Origin of the sequence: Kitasatospora sp. NPDC005856 (assembly GCF_040629945.1) — a bacterium.
Lineage (GTDB): Bacteria > Actinomycetota > Actinomycetes > Streptomycetales > Streptomycetaceae > Kitasatospora.
The window spans coordinates 1-12,887 of the sequence record NZ_JBEXWT010000057.1 but is presented as its reverse complement, the minus strand read 5'-3'; the positions used below and the strand labels follow the sequence as shown (position 1 = coordinate 12,887).

Here is a 12,887-nt window from a genome sequence, read left to right as displayed (position 1 = left end):
GGACCGAGCGGAATCGATGGGCTGCCGGGACCGCCGTCAGGGCAGCTCCACGCCGAGGAGTTCGCGCAGCGCCCGGCCACCGTCCGGGGTGACCCGAACGGCCCGGCCGGAGCCGATCCGCTCCACCCAGGCGCGGTCCAGGGCGGCCCGGCAGAGCGCCGCGCCCAGCGCTCCGCCCAGGTGGGTGCGGCGCTCCGTCCAGTCCAGGCAGCCGCGCACCACCGGGCGTCCGCCCCGGCGGCCGGCGCGCGGCGGCAGCTCGATCGCCTGCGTGGTCAGCCACTCCCGGCCGCGCTCGGTGACGGCCAGCCCGCCCTCCTCGGTGACCAGGCCGCGGGCGAGCAGCGCGTCCGACACGGCCACGCCGAGGCGTCCGGCCAGGTGGTCGTAGCAGGTGCGGGCGCGGGCCTCGGCACTCAGCCGGGTGGCCTCGGTCAGGTTGCGGGGCGCGGTCGCGGGGCCCGGGCCGGACTCGGCGAAGACGGTGAGGTCCTCGATCAGCGTGGCCACCGTGGGCGTGGCCAGCCGGACGTACCGGTGCCGGCCCTGCCGCTCCTCGGCCAGCAGCCCTCCCGCGATCAGCCGGGACAGGTGCTCGCTGGCCGTGGACGGGGCCACGCGCGCGTGGCGGGCCAGCTCGCCGGCGGTCCAGGCGCGGCCGTCGAGCAGCGCCGTGCAGATGGCGGCGCGGGTGGGGTCGGCGAGCAGGGCGGCGAGGGCGGCGAGTGTCATGCCTCCATGGTCGGGGCACGAGGGTGCGTACGGGCGCCGGGTCGGGTGAGGTGGTGGGGCCGCGTGGGGGAGCGGAGCCGGGGACATGCCTCCAGGGTCGCCCCCGCACGTTTCGGCCGGGGCCGAAACGACCCGGGGCCACGATGACGGCATGAGCGAAACCACGGTGGTCTCCGGCCCCGCGACGATGACCTTCTCCCGCTACGACGACGTGACGGCGGCGCTGGCCGACCCGGCACTGGTCCCGCAGCCCGCCGGGTCGGCCGCCGGGTCGGCTGCCGGGTCGCTCGGCGGGTCGGTGGCGCCCGGAGCGCCCGGCGGCGCCCCCGGCACCGTGGCCTGGCTGCGGTCCGCCGTCGCCCGGTTCAGCTCCGGCGAACCGCACGCCCGCCGCCGGGCGCTGGTGCTCGCCGACCTGGAGCGACTGGACCAGGACCGGCTGCGCGTGGCCGCCGCGGGTGGCTTCGAGCCCGATGTGCGGCTGCGGGTGGTCAGGGTGCTCGCGGCGGAGCTCGGCCTGGCCGACCCGGAGGCCGTGGCGCGGGACGTCGCGACGGTGTCCCGGGCGTACTTCGCCGACGCGCCGCACGATCCGGCGGCGGACGCGGCGGTGGCCCGGCTGCTGCCCGCGATGGGGGACCGGGACGAGGAGACGGCCGCGAACCGGATCGGCCTGCTCGTCCAGGCCTGCGACGCCACCGCCGCGCTGGTCGAGGGCGCCCGCCGGCACGAGGGCGGTCTCTCCGTCGTGCTGCGCGAGGATCCGCCGGTCCGGACGATGCGGAGGGTCGCCGCCCGGGCGACCGAGGTCGGCGGGGTCGCGGTACCGGCGGGGACGCGGGTCCTGCTCGACATCGCGGCCGCCCAGTCCGGCGCGCCGGAGGGCGTCGCGCTCACCTTCGGCGCCCCGCCCCGGAGCTGCCCGGGCCGCGCGCAGGCGCTGGTCATCGCCGAGGGCATCCTGTACGGCGCCTCCGATCCGGCGGACACCGGCACGCCGGACGCGGATTCCGCGCCGGACGGGGATTCCGCGCCGGACGGGGATTCCGCGCCGTCCGTGCTGTCCGCGCCGTCCGCTCCGGAGCTCGGAACGGCCGAACTCGGCGCGCTGGTAGCGGAGATGGTCGACCACGTGCTCACCCTCGCGGTCGGCTGGACGGCTTGGGACGGTCGCCCGATCGTCAACGCCGACGGCCGAACCTACACGCCGCACAAGGCGGTTCGCCGTATCACCGACCATCTCATCGACCACCTGGCCGAGTTGGAGGCCCGCGTGGCCGGCGAGCCGACCGAACCCGACCACTGGCACGGCTCCAACGTCACCACCCCGGCCGACCTCGCCCCGTTCACCGTCGCCGACCTGGACGAGGCCCGCAGCCGACTGACCCGGCTGGCCGGGATCTGGTCCCGGCGGGTCGCCGCACTGCCGGACGAACGGCTGGACGACTCGCCGGGGACGGGGTGGAGCTTCCGGCGGATCGTCCGCCACGTCTCCGGGGCCGGGTACTACTACGCGGATTCGGTCGGGAGCCTGGCGGGTCAGGCCGGAGCGTGACGGATCCGGCCCACAGCATGGTCAGCCCGGCGAACGCGACCGGAAATCCCACCCACGACCCGATGGAGAACACCCGATGACCCCCTTCGCCGCCCTGCACCACCGTCCCGGCCGCCCGCTGCTGCTCCCCAACGCCTGGGACCACGCCTCGGCCGTCGCCCTCGCCGCCCGGGGCCACGCCGCGATCGGCACCACCAGCCTGGGCGTGGCGGCCGTCGCCGGACTGCCCGACGGTGCCGCCGCCACCCGCGCGGAGACCGTACGGCTGGCGCGCCGGCTCGGGCGGGGAGGCTTCCTGCTCAGTGTCGACGCGGAGTCCGGGTTCAGTGACGACCCGGACGAAGTCGCCGAGCTGGCCGTGGAGTTGGCGAAGGCCGGAGCGGTCGGCATCAACCTGGAGGACGGCCGGGCGGACGGCACGCTGGCCCCGGCCGCCCGCCACGCCGCGAAGATCGCGGCGGTGAAGGCGGCCGCACCGGAGCTGTTCGTCAACGCCCGCACCGACACCTACTGGTGCGGACAGGACGCCCCCGAGGCGGAGGCGCTCCGGCGCCTGGACGCCTACCAGCAGGCGGGCGCGGACGGCGTGTTCGTCCCCGGGGTGTCCGATCCCGCGGTCATCGGGCGGCTGGTCGGCGCGCTCGCCGTCCCGCTCAACATCCTCTGGACGCCGGCCGGCCCGGGCCTGGCCGAGCTGGCCGAGCTCGGGGTGGCCCGGGTCAGCCTGGGCTCGCTGCTCTACCGCGCGGCACTGGCGGCGGCGGTGGCCGCGGCGGCTGCCGTCGCGGCGGGCGAGCCGGTCGGTCCGGTGCCGGGGTACGCGGAGGTGCAGGCGCTCAGCGGGAGTTGAGCACCCCGGGGGCCGCCTCGGTTCCGGTGGCGCCCGGCCTGGGCCGTCTCGGTTCCGGTGGCGCCCGGCCTGGGCCGTCTCGGTTCCGGTGGCGCCCGGCCTGGGCCGCCTCAGTTCTGGCGGCGCCCGGCCTGGGCCGCCTCGATCCCGTCCAGGATGACGTTGACGCCCCGGGTGAAACCGCTGTCCCGGCCCGCCGCGACCTCGTCCGGAACCTCGGTGGTGTACAGCCGGTGCAGCCGCGGGAACTCCTTGGTGGCCTCGATGACGACGGGCAGGAGCCGGTTCATCCACTCCTGCTCGTCGTGGCCGCTGCGGGCCAGCGCGGTCACCCAGGAGGCCTCCACGCAGGCGGTCCCGATCGTGTAGCCCATCACCGCGTTCATCGCGTCGTTGGCCTCGCCGAGCTCGAAACCGGCCGTGTCCAGTACGGCCAGCATGGATTCGGAGAGCCGCATCCAGTTGGGGCCGAGGTAGATCATCCCGACGTCGCCGATCACCGAGACCATCCACGGGTAGCGCATGATGGCCGCGCGCATGCTCTCGGCGCTCTCCATGACCCTCGCGCGCCAGACCTTCGGGTCCTCGCAGCCCTCGGCCTCGGGCTGCGGGAGGGTGCCGAAGACCTGGTCGACGACCAGGGCGAGCAGTTCGTCCTTGTTGGCGACGTGGGTGTAGAGCGAGGTCGCGCCGGCGTTCAGCCGGGCGGCGAGCTTGCGCATGCTCAGCGCCTCGATGCCGTCGGATTCCAGCAGCGCGAGGGCCTCGGCGACGATCTGCTCGCGGCTGAGGGCGGGCTGTTCCCGTCGTCGCTGGGGGCGGTTCCAGGGCATGGGGATGCCCGGGGTCGTGCCGTCCTCTGAATTGGCCGCCATCGGGCCCTCCTCGCCAATCGCCAAGCGTCGATCGTCCGGATGCGATCCGGTCCGGCGCAGCTTGTCACAGGTTGCTTCGAACAGTGTACGGGGGAGCGAACAGCGTACGGAGATTGAACGGTGTACGGCGTTGCGAACAGTGTGCGGTTGTCCGTACAGTGTTCGGAGCGGCGCACACCGTACCCCTGGGGACGGAGGGCGGTGTGCCCGCGCCGCAGCCCGCAGCCCGCAGGCCGGGGCCCGAAGTCCGCAGGTCGAAGCTCGCAGCCCGAGGCTCGAAGCCCGCAGGCCGGGGCCCGAAGCGAGAAGTCCAAAGGGGGAAAACGCCGTGCAACGTCATCCGCAGCGCTGGCTCATTCTGGTCGTGCTCTGTCTCAGCAGCCTGGTGCTGGTGATCGACAACATGGTGCTCACGGTGTCCATCCCGCCGATCGCGGAGGACCTCAAGGCCGGGGCGCAGGACATCCAGTGGATCATCGACTCGTACATCCTGGTCTTCGCCGGCCTGCTGCTCACCTCGGGCAGCCTCTCCGACCGCTTCGGACGGCGGAAGGTGATGATCGTCGGACTGGCGCTGTTCGGCGCGGCCTCACTGGTCGCGGCGTACGCCGACAGCCCCGGTGAGCTGATCGCCGGACGCGTCCTGATGGGCGTCGGCGGCGCGCTGGTCATGCCGAGCACCCTCTCCATCCTGATCACCGTCTTCGACGACGAGGAGCGCCCGAAGGCGATCGCCGCCTGGACCGCGGTGGCCATGATCGGCCTGGTCGGCGGTCCGGTACTGGGCGGCGCGCTGATCGCGCACTTCTGGTGGGGCGCGGTCTTCCTGCTCAACGTGCCGATCGCGGCGGTCGCCGTCCTCGCCGCGCTGCTGCTGATGCCGGAGTCCAAGGGACCGTGGCGCCGCCCCGACCTGCCGGGCATGGTGCTGTCGATGGTCGGCATGGTGGCGCTGGTCTGGACGATCATCGTGCTGCCCCGGGACGGCTTCACCAGTGCGAGCACCCTCGGCGCGCTCCTGCTCGCGGTGGCCTCGCTGACCGGCTTCGCCGTCCGGCAGGTCCGCACCGACTCGCCGATGGTCCCGCTCAACCTGTTCCGCAACCGGGTCTTCACCGGCGCCAGCTTCTCGCTCGTCCTGCTGACCTTCGCCACCGGCGGGCTGATGCTGGTCCTCACCCAGCACCTCCAGTTCGTGCTGGAGTTCTCGCCCACCGACACCGGCCTCGCCTTCATCCCGCTGGCCATCGCCTCGCTGGTGTTCAACGCGCTCGGCGCGGTGCTCGGCAAGAAGGTCCCGGCGCGGGTGCTCACCTCGATCGGCATGCTGATCATCGCGGGCGGCTTCGGACTGCTGGCCACCCTCTCGGTCGGCGACGGCTTCACCAAGGTCGCCCTGGCCATGCTGGTGCTCGGCATCGGCTCCGGCCTCGGCATGCCGGCCGCCGCCAACGCGCTGATGGGCGCCATCCCGAGCGAGCACGCCGGCGTCGGCTCCGCGCTCAACGACACCATCCAGCAGTCCGGCGCGGCGCTCGGCGTGGCCATCCTCGGCACCGTGCTCTCCAGCACCTACACCGGGGCGATGCCCGCCGCCGCCCCCTCCGCCGCCCGCCACGACATCACCGGCGCGCTCGCGGTGGCCGGCTCCACCGGGGACGGCGGACTGGTCGCGACGGCCCGGGAGGCGTTCAACACCGCCACCTCCACCACCTTCACGGTGGGAGGCATCGCGGTCGTCGCGGCCGCGGCGCTCACCCTGGTGCTGATGCGCGACGGCCGGAAGGCCGCCGACGCGGGAGCCGAAGCTCCGGCGGAACCGGCGGTCGAGTCGGTCGGCTGAGCCCGGCCCTCACCCCTCCGGCCCGGTGGCCCCGACCGCTCCGCGCGGCCGGGCCACCGGCGTCCGTGCCCGCTCCTCCCGCGGCGCGTAGCCTCGCGTCATGGAGTCGTCGTCCGCCTCGTACCTGGAGCGTCCGTCCCGGCTGCCCGGCGCGGTCGTGTGGACGAAGCGGGCCCCGCGGCCCACGAGTGGCGCCGGACCGGTCCTCCCCGACGGCTGCATGGACCTGCTGTGGACGGAAGGCCGGCTGCTGGTCGCCGGACCGGACACCCGGGCCTTCCGCCCCGGCCCCGGCCTGCTCGGCCCCTGGGCCGGCGTGCGCTTCCGGCCCGGCGCCGCCCCCGCCCTGCTCGGCGTCCCCGCCCACGAACTGTTGGACCGCCGCGTCGAGTTGGCCGATCTACGGCCCGCTGCCGAGGTCCGTCGCCTCACCGGACGCATCGACGCCGCCCCCGACCCGGCCGCCGCCCTGGAAGTCCTGGCCCTGCGCCTGGCGGCCGAATCACCGCCCGAGGACCCGCTGATCCGCGCGGTGGCCGGTTCGCTCGCCACCGGGCGGTCCGTCGCCGAGACGGCCGGTGCGGTCGGCCTCGGCGCGCGCCAACTCCACCGCCGCTCACTGGCCGCCTTCGGCTACGGCCCCAAGACCCTCGCCCGGATCCTGCGCATGCAGCGCGCCCTGGCGCTCGCCCGCTCCGGCGTCCCGCTGGCCGACACGGCGGCCCGGACCGGCTACGCGGACCAGGCCCATTTCGCGCGCGACGTCAGGGAGTTGGCCGGTATGACGGTGACCGCCCTGCTCTCCGGCTAGAGCGGTGCGAGCAGGTCCACCCCATTGCCGTCCGGATCGTGCACCACGGCGTACCGCTGCCCCCAGAAGGCGTCCCACGGCTTCAGCTCCCCGTGGTACCCGGCGCCGGTCAACTCCCCGTACAGCACGTCCACTTCTGCGGGGCTCGCGCAGCGGAACGCCAGCGCGCTCCGGGTGCCCCCGCTCGGCGGCTGCCAGCCGGGATGGAACGACCGGATGGTGGCCTCGGCGTCGAGCACCAGCAGCGGCCCACCCGGCAGCGCGCCCTCGACGTGAGCCTCCCCGTCGACCCCCTCGGGGAACTCCACCCCCAACCGCCGGTAGAAGGAGACCGATGCCGCCACGTCCGAAACGGCCAGCCCGACGAAGGCGAACCGCGGTGCAGAAGTACTGTCCATGCCCGCCACGCTAGGCACCCCCCACCCGCCCGGTCTTGAACGAATCGGACACCTCCGCCGGGGCACTCGCCCCCTTCCGGCACATCGAAGTTCCGAGGCCCGAGGCCCGGCCCGCACGTCGCGGTCCGGGCCTCGGGATGCGAGCCGTCGTCAGCCCTGCGCGCGAACCTCCCGCCACCGCGTGGCGATGGTCTCGTTCACCGTGTAGAAGAACTCGGACTTGAACTCGGCTTCGTCGCTGAGGGCCTCCACCCACGTCATCGGCCAGTTCCGTCGGCCGTAGTGCTTGTGCACGACGCGGGTGAAGGCGGACAGGACTCCGCGCAGGCGCTTGCGGTCCACATCGAGCGCCTCGACGAGGGACGTGTAACTGACCCGGCCGCCCGGCTGCTCGGCCAGGATGTCCAGTACGCGGGTGACCGTCTGCACGGAGTCCAGCTGGTCCTCCGTCAGTCTGCGCAGGTCCTGCACGCTCCACTCGACGAACGGCCATTCGCCGTCCTCCGGCAGGCCGGCGGTCCCCTCCTTCGATGCCCCCGCCGTCACTCCGGCGAGCTCCGCGAGGAGCGCGTACACCTGCGTGACGTGCTGGCTCGGTACCGGCACCGAAATGAACTGCTGCTGTTCCTGCGACATGCCATTCCCTCCCTGTGTCTCCGCCGTCCGGCGGACGACTGATATTTGCATGGCGCAAGTCTTCGTGTCCAGTGACTCGTCTTGACTTGCCGAGAGAACTAGTCTCCCTTTTCTTCCAGTAATCGATGCTCGCGACGCCCGGGGACTGTGGCCGGACGCTGCCGGCAGGGTGGCCCCGGCGCTTCGCTGTTCGGCTGGACAGGACGAAGGCTCCGACCGGTGAACCGGTCGGAGCCTTCGTGAACCGGGGGAGGGAGCCGCGATCCGGGCTCGTGGCCGCTAGATCCCCGCCCAGCGGCGGAGGGTGGCGGTGGCCGTCGCGGCTTCGGCGGCGGGCAGCCGGGCGATGCGGGCCGCGTGGGTGCCCCCCGGCACCTGGAACAGATAGGAGTCCCGGGTGCCCTGGCCCAGCCGGAACGGCTCGGCCACCGACGGGTCGGCGCCGCCGTTGACGAACATCAGCCGGTCGCCGCGGGTGCGGACCCAGCGGTCCACGTCGCGCATCGCCTGGGGTCGGTAGTGCAACGGGATGTCGCGGGGGACGAAGCTGCGCGGCTCGGTGGCACCGGGGTAGCGGAGCAGGTCGGCCAGGTGGGCCGTCTCGACCGGGAAGTACCCCAGCTGGGTGCCCAACTGGTAGAAGTACGGGACGAACTGGTTCGCCACCGAGTCCGTGTAGACCGGGAGTTGGGCGATTCCGGAGAGCCAGTCGTACAGCGCGTCGTCGGAGGCGTCCGGAGCGGGCACGGCCGGGCAGGCGGCCAGTCCGTGGCCCTGCCAGAACATGAACGGTGCCCGCAGCACGGCGATCTCGAAGGCCTTGTCGGCACTCCCGGTCAGCTGGAAGCCGTCTCCCCGGGAGTCCGCCCACGCCTGGTACCTGGCGACCAGGGTGGTGCGGCGTTCCAGCAGGGCCCGCTGGGCGGCCTGGAGGGCGCCGCGGCACTCGGGGGTGCCGACGGTGCGCAGGAAGTCGAGGTAGGCGGAGTCCTCGCGGTCGTCGGTGTTGTTCGGCGCGGAGTAGGCGACCGAGCCGGCCACGTCCTGCGGGTAGAAGCGACGGTGGTAGACGGTGGCCATGCCGCCCTTGCTGCCGCCGGTGGAGATCCAGGCCGCCCGGTAGACCCGGTGCAGCGCCTCGACCACCCGGTGGTGGTCGGCCGCGGCCTGCTGGATGTCGAGGTCGTCCCAGTCCGCCGGTTCGGGCCGGGAGGTGCCGAAGAACCTCTGCTCGGTGCTCACCTGGTTGGCGTCCAGCAGTTCGGCCGGTTCCACGCGGCTCTGGGCGGTCGAGACGGTGTAGCCGCTGGTGTACAGCACGGTCGGTCGGTCGGTGCCCCGGTGCAGGAGCGTGAGGCGCTGCTCGAAGCCGCCCTTCTCGGGGTGCCGGTGGTCGGCGGGCTGGTGCAGGGTCAGGACGAAGAAGCGGAACCCGGCCGCGGCCGGCCTCTCCTCCACGATGTGCAGGCCCGGAACCGCCTCGATGGCCGCCCGGATGTCGGCCGGTCCCGTCTCCTGTGCCGCCGCGGCGGGCACCGCGGCCGTGCCGGCCAGCAGCGCCGCCGCGGTGATCTGTGCCGCCAGCCGTCCGATTCGTTCGCGCAGCATGGTTGCCTCCCCGGTCGTCGATGCCCCGAGTCAACCGGGCCGGCGAGGATCGCGGATCCCGCCGGGGCGGGGCCGTGCCTCCCTCCTGAGGGGGAGCCCCGCCGGCGACCACGGCCGTTCGGCGACCGCGGCCGTTCGGCGACCGCGGCCGTTCGGCGCTCCTCAGGCCGGGTAGCGGATCGAGCCCAGCGGCGGGCAGGGGAGGAGCGTGGATCCGGCGCCGGGGCGTTCGACGAAAGCGCGGGCCGCGGCGGCCCGCATGCGCCGGGTCTCCAGCTCCTCGGCGTGCCAGGCGTCGAGCCGGGCGCGGGGGTGGTCCCAGGTGTCGTCGATGAGACTGAGGCTGGTGTTGCCGGAGCTGCGCTGGAACTCCGCCTTGATCGCGGCCTGTTGGAGCGCCGTCTGGACCGCGGCGAGGTCGATGCGGGTGATCAGGACGCCGGGGGTGTGCGGTTCGCGGGTGGGCAGGGGGGCCTGCGGGAGCAGGGACACCCCGGTGTCGAGGCGGCCGATGTTGTCGACGGTCGCGCTCTGGGCCTCCCGCACCGCCGTCTGCAGTTCCTGGTGCAGCCAGAAGAGTTCGTCGAGGTCCGCTTGGGTGATGCGCATCCGCTGGTACAGGGCTCGGAAGCGGGGGTCGTGGTGCAGCGGAAGCGTCGGGGCCATGTGGAGCGCCACGCAGTCGTTGTAGCCGGCTGCCACCGCGGCCTCGAGGTGGAGGATCGCCTGCTCCGCCTGCCCGCGGGCGAGGGCCAGGCCGCTGAGGCTCGAGTGGGCCGCGGCGGCGAGCCACATGCCCTCGGGGCCGAGCGCCGTGGCGCGCCCGACGATGTCCTGGAAGCCGGCGGCGACGTCGACGGCCCGCGGGGCACCGAGGAACGCGCCCAGCAGCGAGGAGGCGTCCCGCCCCGGCGCCACCCCGGCGGCGCTGTTGGTCAGGTGTGCCACCAGCAGTTCGTGAACGCGGGTGACCAGTGAGTTGACGGTGTCGACCATGGATCTCCTCGGACCTCGGCGGTGAAGAGCGCAAGGGGCGTCGAGCCTGCGGCGTTCCCCGTGGAGATGACGGGCCGTCGGAGTGATCGGTTCCTGCCCGCCCGTACGGACGGGTCCCGCCGAAGCCGGTCGGAGGCAGCACGTACCGGTGAGGGCGGAACGACGAAGGCCCGGGCCGCGTGGTGCGGTCCGGGCCTTCGTGAAGGCGGAGGATACGAGATTCGAACTCGTGAGGGGGTGCCCCCAACACGCTTTCCAATTCCCCAGCTTGGTGTTCGCCGGGGTCCGCACGGTGTCCTGACCTGCGGTGGAACAAGTGACCAGGCGTTGTCCGGACCCGGCTGGACGGGGTGGACGAGGCCGGAACCGAGACCACGACCGCGGTCAGTGGCCATGCTCGGGGAGCGGGAGCAACTGCCGGGAAGACGTCGCGGACGCCCATGACGACCAGGGAGCCGCCGCTGTCATCGGAGGGTCGGTTCGGCGGACGCCGGGACGGGGGCTCGGCGGGTGGTCCTGCCGGTCTCGCGGAGAACCAGTAGTCCAGTGGCCGTGATCAGCGCCGAGGTCAGGCCGTGGATGCCGAACGCGGCGGCGAGGGAGCCGTGGTGGGCCAGGACGTTGATCATGTCTCCGAACGGGGCGACGGCTTCCATCAGCAGGACCCAGCCCAGAGCGCGGCGGTGGCCCGTCACGAGCAGGATGCCGATGACCAGGCTCATCGCCAGTTCGCGGTTGCCCTTCATGACGAGGAAGCCGCCGGCGTCGCCGACGGGCGGGTGCGGCAGACCGACGCCCTGGGTGAAGGATCCGGGGGCCAGGACGAAGATCAGCCCGAGGTAGAGGACGAACAGGGCCACGACGGTGACCAGGACGGTGTTGACGTTCTTCAGTGTCACGGTGCTTCTCCTTGGGGTTCGTTCCGGGGGCGCGGTTCGGGGGCGCGGTTCGGCGGGTGGCCGAGGACGCGCCGGGTGGCGCGGGCCGACGCGGGTGGGGCGGGTGAGGGCAGGGCTGCTCCGACTGCCCTCACCTGGGCTGCAGCCGCCGCGTCAGACGTCGGTCCGCTCGAAGATGTGCGGGTACGACACGACGCCGTCGGGGAATTCGGCGGCCATGCGCTGGAACTCGGGGTTGCCGAACGCTGCGGCGAGCGCCCGGGTCGACTCCCAGACCGCGACGTTCATCATGAGCCGGCTGCCTGCCGTCCCCTTGTGCATCTGCAGGGAGACGAACCCCGGCTGGGCCTCCATGAACTCCGCCTGCCTGCGGAAGAGGGCCAGGAACGCTTCGGCTCTCTCCTCCGGGACGACGAAGGTGTTGGCCAGGACGATCGGCCCGGTCTCCTCTTCGACCTGTGCGAACAGCGGCGTGCTCGGGTCCAGGCTCCGCAACTCGGCCATGGTCGGTCCTTCCTCTCGCTATCGGTCGTCCACCGGCACCGAGGCCGGCCGGCGCCGCACCGGATTCGGCGGCGCGCTGTTGCCAACACTTGTTGGCCAACGCTTGTTGGCCAACGTAGAGCCGCGAAGCCTGGACTGTCAACAAGCGTTGGCCTACATTCGTTGGCATGACCGGCAGCACAGAGAACCAACAGGCCGCCCGGCGTTCCGACGCCACCCGCTCGACGATCCTCGCCGCAGCCCGCGAGCGGTTCGCGGCCGACGGCTACGAGAAGGCGACCATCCGGGCCATCGCGCGCGACGCGCAGATCGACCCGTCGATGGTGATGCGGTACTACGGCAACAAGGCCGGCCTGTTCGCGGCGGCCGTCTCGATCGACCCCGGCCTGCCCGGCCTGCCCGTCGAGCCGCGCGAGGAGATCGGCCGGACGCTGGTGCGCCACTTCCTCACCCTGTGGGAGGAGAACGAGGAACTCACCGCACTGCTGCGGGTCGGCGTCACCGACCCGACCGTCGCCGACCGCACGCAGAGCGTGCTGCGCGACCAGTTGATCCCGCTGGCCCGCCGGGTGAGCCCCGAGCCGGAGCAGGCCCAGGCCCGGGCGGCCCTGTGCGCCTCCACCGTGCTCGGGCTCGCCCTGACGCGCTATGTCCTGCGGTTCCCGGCGAGCGTGGCGCTCCGCCCCGAGGAGATCGTCGATTGGGTCGGCCCCACGATCCAGCGGTACCTCACCGCACCCACACCCTGAGGACTCCGCGACAGGGAGCCCCCGGCGACGTACGGGAAGGGTCGGCTGCCCGAGGTCGGACTCCCGCCCGCGGCTGAACCGGCGCAGCCCGGGCGGCGTGCCGTGGCGGTCGCGGGCCGCCACCCCGACGAGCGGAGCTCCGGACACGGCGGGCGGACGGGAGGTGGGGACGGTTCACGACGTCCTTGGCGCCCGGCCCGTCCTGCGGCGCGGACCAGCTCGCCTCGCGGCCGGACGGGACCGGACGAGACCGGAGCGTGCAGGCGCCTGCCCACCGCCCCGCGGCGGCCGACCGAGCTCGGGCCTGACAAACGCGCGAAGGCCCCAACCCGTGGGGCTTGGGTTCTAACGGTCCTCGCAACACCCGCGATCTGTGGGAGTTGCGAGGACCGTGGGCGTTGAGCGTGCTGATCTTGTGGGATTGAGGGATC

At 73.3% G+C, this 12,887-nt stretch carries 13 protein-coding genes; 5 read left to right on the top strand and 8 right to left on the bottom strand.

What is annotated here, in order from left to right; translation table 11 throughout:
- Nucleotides 1-36: 36 nt before the first annotated feature.
- Nucleotides 37-732, bottom strand: coding sequence for a winged helix-turn-helix domain-containing protein (locus ABZ449_RS28150; RefSeq protein ID WP_360351514.1), 696 nt, complete (start codon nt 730-732; stop codon nt 37-39).
- A gap of 151 nt (nt 733-883) precedes the next feature.
- Here ABZ449_RS28150 and ABZ449_RS28145 point away from each other — a divergent pair, with 151 nt between their 5' ends.
- Both ABZ449_RS28145 and ABZ449_RS28140 read left to right on the top strand, forming a co-directional pair.
- Complete coding sequence (locus ABZ449_RS28145; protein ID WP_360351512.1) at nt 884-2,287, top strand: hypothetical protein; 1,404 nt, start codon at nt 884-886, stop codon at nt 2,285-2,287.
- Nucleotides 2,288-2,363: 76 nt separating this feature from the next.
- Nucleotides 2,364-3,137 (top strand): isocitrate lyase/phosphoenolpyruvate mutase family protein, encoded by a 774-nt coding sequence (locus ABZ449_RS28140; protein WP_360351510.1) that lies wholly within the window; start codon nt 2,364-2,366, stop codon nt 3,135-3,137.
- A gap of 110 nt (nt 3,138-3,247) precedes the next feature.
- Here the strand turns inward: ABZ449_RS28140 and ABZ449_RS28135 are convergent, their stop codons facing one another.
- Nucleotides 3,248-4,012, bottom strand: coding sequence for a TetR/AcrR family transcriptional regulator (locus tag ABZ449_RS28135; protein WP_360351507.1), 765 nt, complete (start codon nt 4,010-4,012; stop codon nt 3,248-3,250).
- Nucleotides 4,013-4,340: 328 nt separating this feature from the next.
- On the opposite strand from ABZ449_RS28135, the gene ABZ449_RS28130 reads away from it, so the two are divergent.
- Together ABZ449_RS28130 and ABZ449_RS28125 are read left to right on the top strand one after the other, a co-directional pair.
- Nucleotides 4,341-5,855 carry an MFS transporter gene (locus ABZ449_RS28130; RefSeq protein ID WP_360351505.1) on the top strand — a complete coding sequence of 505 codons (1,515 nt, stop codon included), beginning with the start codon at nt 4,341-4,343 and terminating at the stop codon, nt 5,853-5,855.
- A gap of 100 nt (nt 5,856-5,955) precedes the next feature.
- Nucleotides 5,956-6,666 carry a helix-turn-helix transcriptional regulator gene (locus ABZ449_RS28125; RefSeq protein WP_360351502.1) on the top strand — a complete coding sequence of 237 codons (711 nt, stop codon included), beginning with the start codon at nt 5,956-5,958 and terminating at the stop codon, nt 6,664-6,666.
- Here ABZ449_RS28125 and ABZ449_RS28120 read toward each other — a convergent pair.
- The 6 genes from ABZ449_RS28120 to ABZ449_RS28095 all read right to left on the bottom strand — a co-directional run bounded on the left by ABZ449_RS28120 (nt 6,663) and on the right by ABZ449_RS28095 (nt 11,707).
- Nucleotides 6,663-7,064, bottom strand: coding sequence for a VOC family protein (locus ABZ449_RS28120; protein WP_360351500.1), 402 nt, complete (start codon nt 7,062-7,064; stop codon nt 6,663-6,665). The genes ABZ449_RS28125 and ABZ449_RS28120 overlap by 4 nt on opposite strands.
- 150 nt (nt 7,065-7,214) lie before the next feature.
- Nucleotides 7,215-7,700, bottom strand: a complete 486-nt coding sequence (locus ABZ449_RS28115) for a hypothetical protein (RefSeq protein WP_360351497.1) — start codon at nt 7,698-7,700, stop codon at nt 7,215-7,217.
- Between the two features lie 279 nt (nt 7,701-7,979).
- Nucleotides 7,980-9,308 (bottom strand): S28 family serine protease, encoded by a 1,329-nt coding sequence (locus ABZ449_RS28110; RefSeq protein WP_360351494.1) that lies wholly within the window; start codon nt 9,306-9,308, stop codon nt 7,980-7,982.
- A 162-nt stretch (nt 9,309-9,470) separates the two neighbouring features.
- Nucleotides 9,471-10,304 carry a hypothetical protein gene (locus ABZ449_RS28105; RefSeq protein ID WP_360351491.1) on the bottom strand — a complete coding sequence of 278 codons (834 nt, stop codon included), beginning with the start codon at nt 10,302-10,304 and terminating at the stop codon, nt 9,471-9,473.
- A gap of 464 nt (nt 10,305-10,768) precedes the next feature.
- Nucleotides 10,769-11,203 carry a DUF4267 domain-containing protein gene (locus ABZ449_RS28100; protein WP_360351489.1) on the bottom strand — a complete coding sequence of 145 codons (435 nt, stop codon included), beginning with the start codon at nt 11,201-11,203 and terminating at the stop codon, nt 10,769-10,771.
- A gap of 153 nt (nt 11,204-11,356) precedes the next feature.
- Nucleotides 11,357-11,707: an antibiotic biosynthesis monooxygenase family protein gene (locus ABZ449_RS28095; protein WP_360351486.1), complete on the bottom strand. Its 351-nt coding sequence runs from the start codon at nt 11,705-11,707 to the stop codon at nt 11,357-11,359.
- 167 nt (nt 11,708-11,874) lie between these two features.
- Between ABZ449_RS28095 and ABZ449_RS28090 the strand changes: the two genes are divergently transcribed.
- The gene (locus ABZ449_RS28090; protein ID WP_360351483.1) at nt 11,875-12,456 is read left to right on the top strand and encodes a TetR family transcriptional regulator; all 582 of its coding nucleotides are present in this window, start codon (nt 11,875-11,877) and stop codon (nt 12,454-12,456) included.
- Nucleotides 12,457-12,887: the final 431 nt, after the last annotated feature.

Bases quoted from the DNA above. Each gene is read 5' to 3' on its own strand.
- ABZ449_RS28150 (WP_360351514.1), bottom strand. From the start codon at position 732: ATGACACTCGCCGCCCTCGCCGCCCTGCTCGCCGACCCCACCCGCGCC.
- ABZ449_RS28145 (WP_360351512.1), top strand. From the start codon at position 884: ATGAGCGAAACCACGGTGGTCTCCGGCCCCGCGACGATGACCTTCTCC.
- ABZ449_RS28140 (WP_360351510.1), top strand. From the start codon at position 2,364: ATGACCCCCTTCGCCGCCCTGCACCACCGTCCCGGCCGCCCGCTGCTG.
- ABZ449_RS28135 (WP_360351507.1), bottom strand. From the start codon at position 4,012: ATGGCGGCCAATTCAGAGGACGGCACGACCCCGGGCATCCCCATGCCC.
- ABZ449_RS28125 (WP_360351502.1), top strand. From the start codon at position 5,956: ATGGAGTCGTCGTCCGCCTCGTACCTGGAGCGTCCGTCCCGGCTGCCC.
- ABZ449_RS28120 (WP_360351500.1), bottom strand. From the start codon at position 7,064: ATGGACAGTACTTCTGCACCGCGGTTCGCCTTCGTCGGGCTGGCCGTT.
- ABZ449_RS28115 (WP_360351497.1), bottom strand. From the start codon at position 7,700: ATGTCGCAGGAACAGCAGCAGTTCATTTCGGTGCCGGTACCGAGCCAG.
- ABZ449_RS28110 (WP_360351494.1), bottom strand. From the start codon at position 9,308: ATGCTGCGCGAACGAATCGGACGGCTGGCGGCACAGATCACCGCGGCG.
- ABZ449_RS28105 (WP_360351491.1), bottom strand. From the start codon at position 10,304: ATGGTCGACACCGTCAACTCACTGGTCACCCGCGTTCACGAACTGCTG.
- ABZ449_RS28095 (WP_360351486.1), bottom strand. From the start codon at position 11,707: ATGGCCGAGTTGCGGAGCCTGGACCCGAGCACGCCGCTGTTCGCACAG.
- ABZ449_RS28090 (WP_360351483.1), top strand. From the start codon at position 11,875: ATGACCGGCAGCACAGAGAACCAACAGGCCGCCCGGCGTTCCGACGCC.